The organism is Paraburkholderia solisilvae (assembly GCF_902859875.1).
In the GTDB taxonomy this organism is placed as follows: domain Bacteria; phylum Pseudomonadota; class Gammaproteobacteria; order Burkholderiales; family Burkholderiaceae; genus Paraburkholderia; species Paraburkholderia solisilvae.
Map to the genome: position 1 here is coordinate 1 of NZ_CADIKF010000132.1, position 1,004 is coordinate 1,004.

A 1,004-nucleotide genomic window follows, 5' to 3' on the forward strand; every position below is an offset into this window, starting at 1 on the left:
ATCTCGCCGTAACGCCCCCAGTTGATCACCGCGTCGAGCGTCTCCTGCGCCGCGCTGTCGGACAGGAAGTCCTCCAGCTCCTGCTCGAAGCGCACGCGCGGTGCGCGGTGCCCCGGCCGCTCGTTGAGCACCTTCTTGATCCGCGCAGCCAGCGGCACATGCTTGAGCAGATGGTCGGCGAACATCAGCTTGCGCTCCTGCGTGCCGAACTCCGCGAACACGCGCGCCGGCGGCGTCAGGAAAATATCGCCTTCGCGCACGTCCGCAAAGCCCAGGTGCTGCAGCACTTCGGCAATCGGGAACAGATCGTCCACCTCCAGGTGCAGCGAGCGCGCGATCTCCGGCATGTCCGCGCGGCCGTGGTATGGCGCGGCCGCCAGCGTCTCGATCAGACCCGCCATCAGGTTGGTCGACACATGCGGCAGCCAGCTGTGCAGCTCGAGCCCCTTGCGCGTGGTCTCGCCGGTCTGGCGCGCGGTCATCTTCGCGTAGATGTCGTCCACCAGACGCCGGAACGCCGGGTCCAGCCGGTTGCGCGGATGCTTGAACGGCACCTTGATCTCCGCGATCACCCGCCCCGGGTTCGACGACAGCACGAGGATGCGGTCGCACATGAACACCGCCTCCTCGATGTTGTGCGTGACGATCAGCACCGACTTGATCGGCATGCGCCCCTGCGTCCACAGGTCCAGCAGGTCGGTGCGCAGCGTCTCGGCGGTCAGCACGTCGAGCGCGGAGAACGGCTCGTCCATCAGCAGCAGCGTCGGGTCGACCACCAGCGCGCGCGCAAAGCCCACGCGCTGGCGCATGCCGCCCGACAGCTCGCGCGGATACGCATTCTCGAAGCCGTCCAGACCGATCAGGTCGATGGCCGCGAGCGCGCGCTCGCGCCGCTCGCGGGCCGGCACGCCCTGCGCCTCGAGTCCGGCTTCGACGTTCTGCAGCACCGTGAGCCACGGAAACAGCGCGAACGTCTGGAACACCATCGCGACGCCTTCGGCCGG

1 protein-coding gene is annotated in these 1,004 nt (G+C 68.3%); it reads right to left on the reverse strand.

Annotation, left to right across the window (positions count from 1 at the left end; translation table 11 throughout):
• Window positions 1-1,004 (reverse strand): ABC transporter ATP-binding protein (locus HV675_RS32120; protein ID WP_175115479.1); only part of this gene is annotated, 1,004 nt, incomplete at both ends.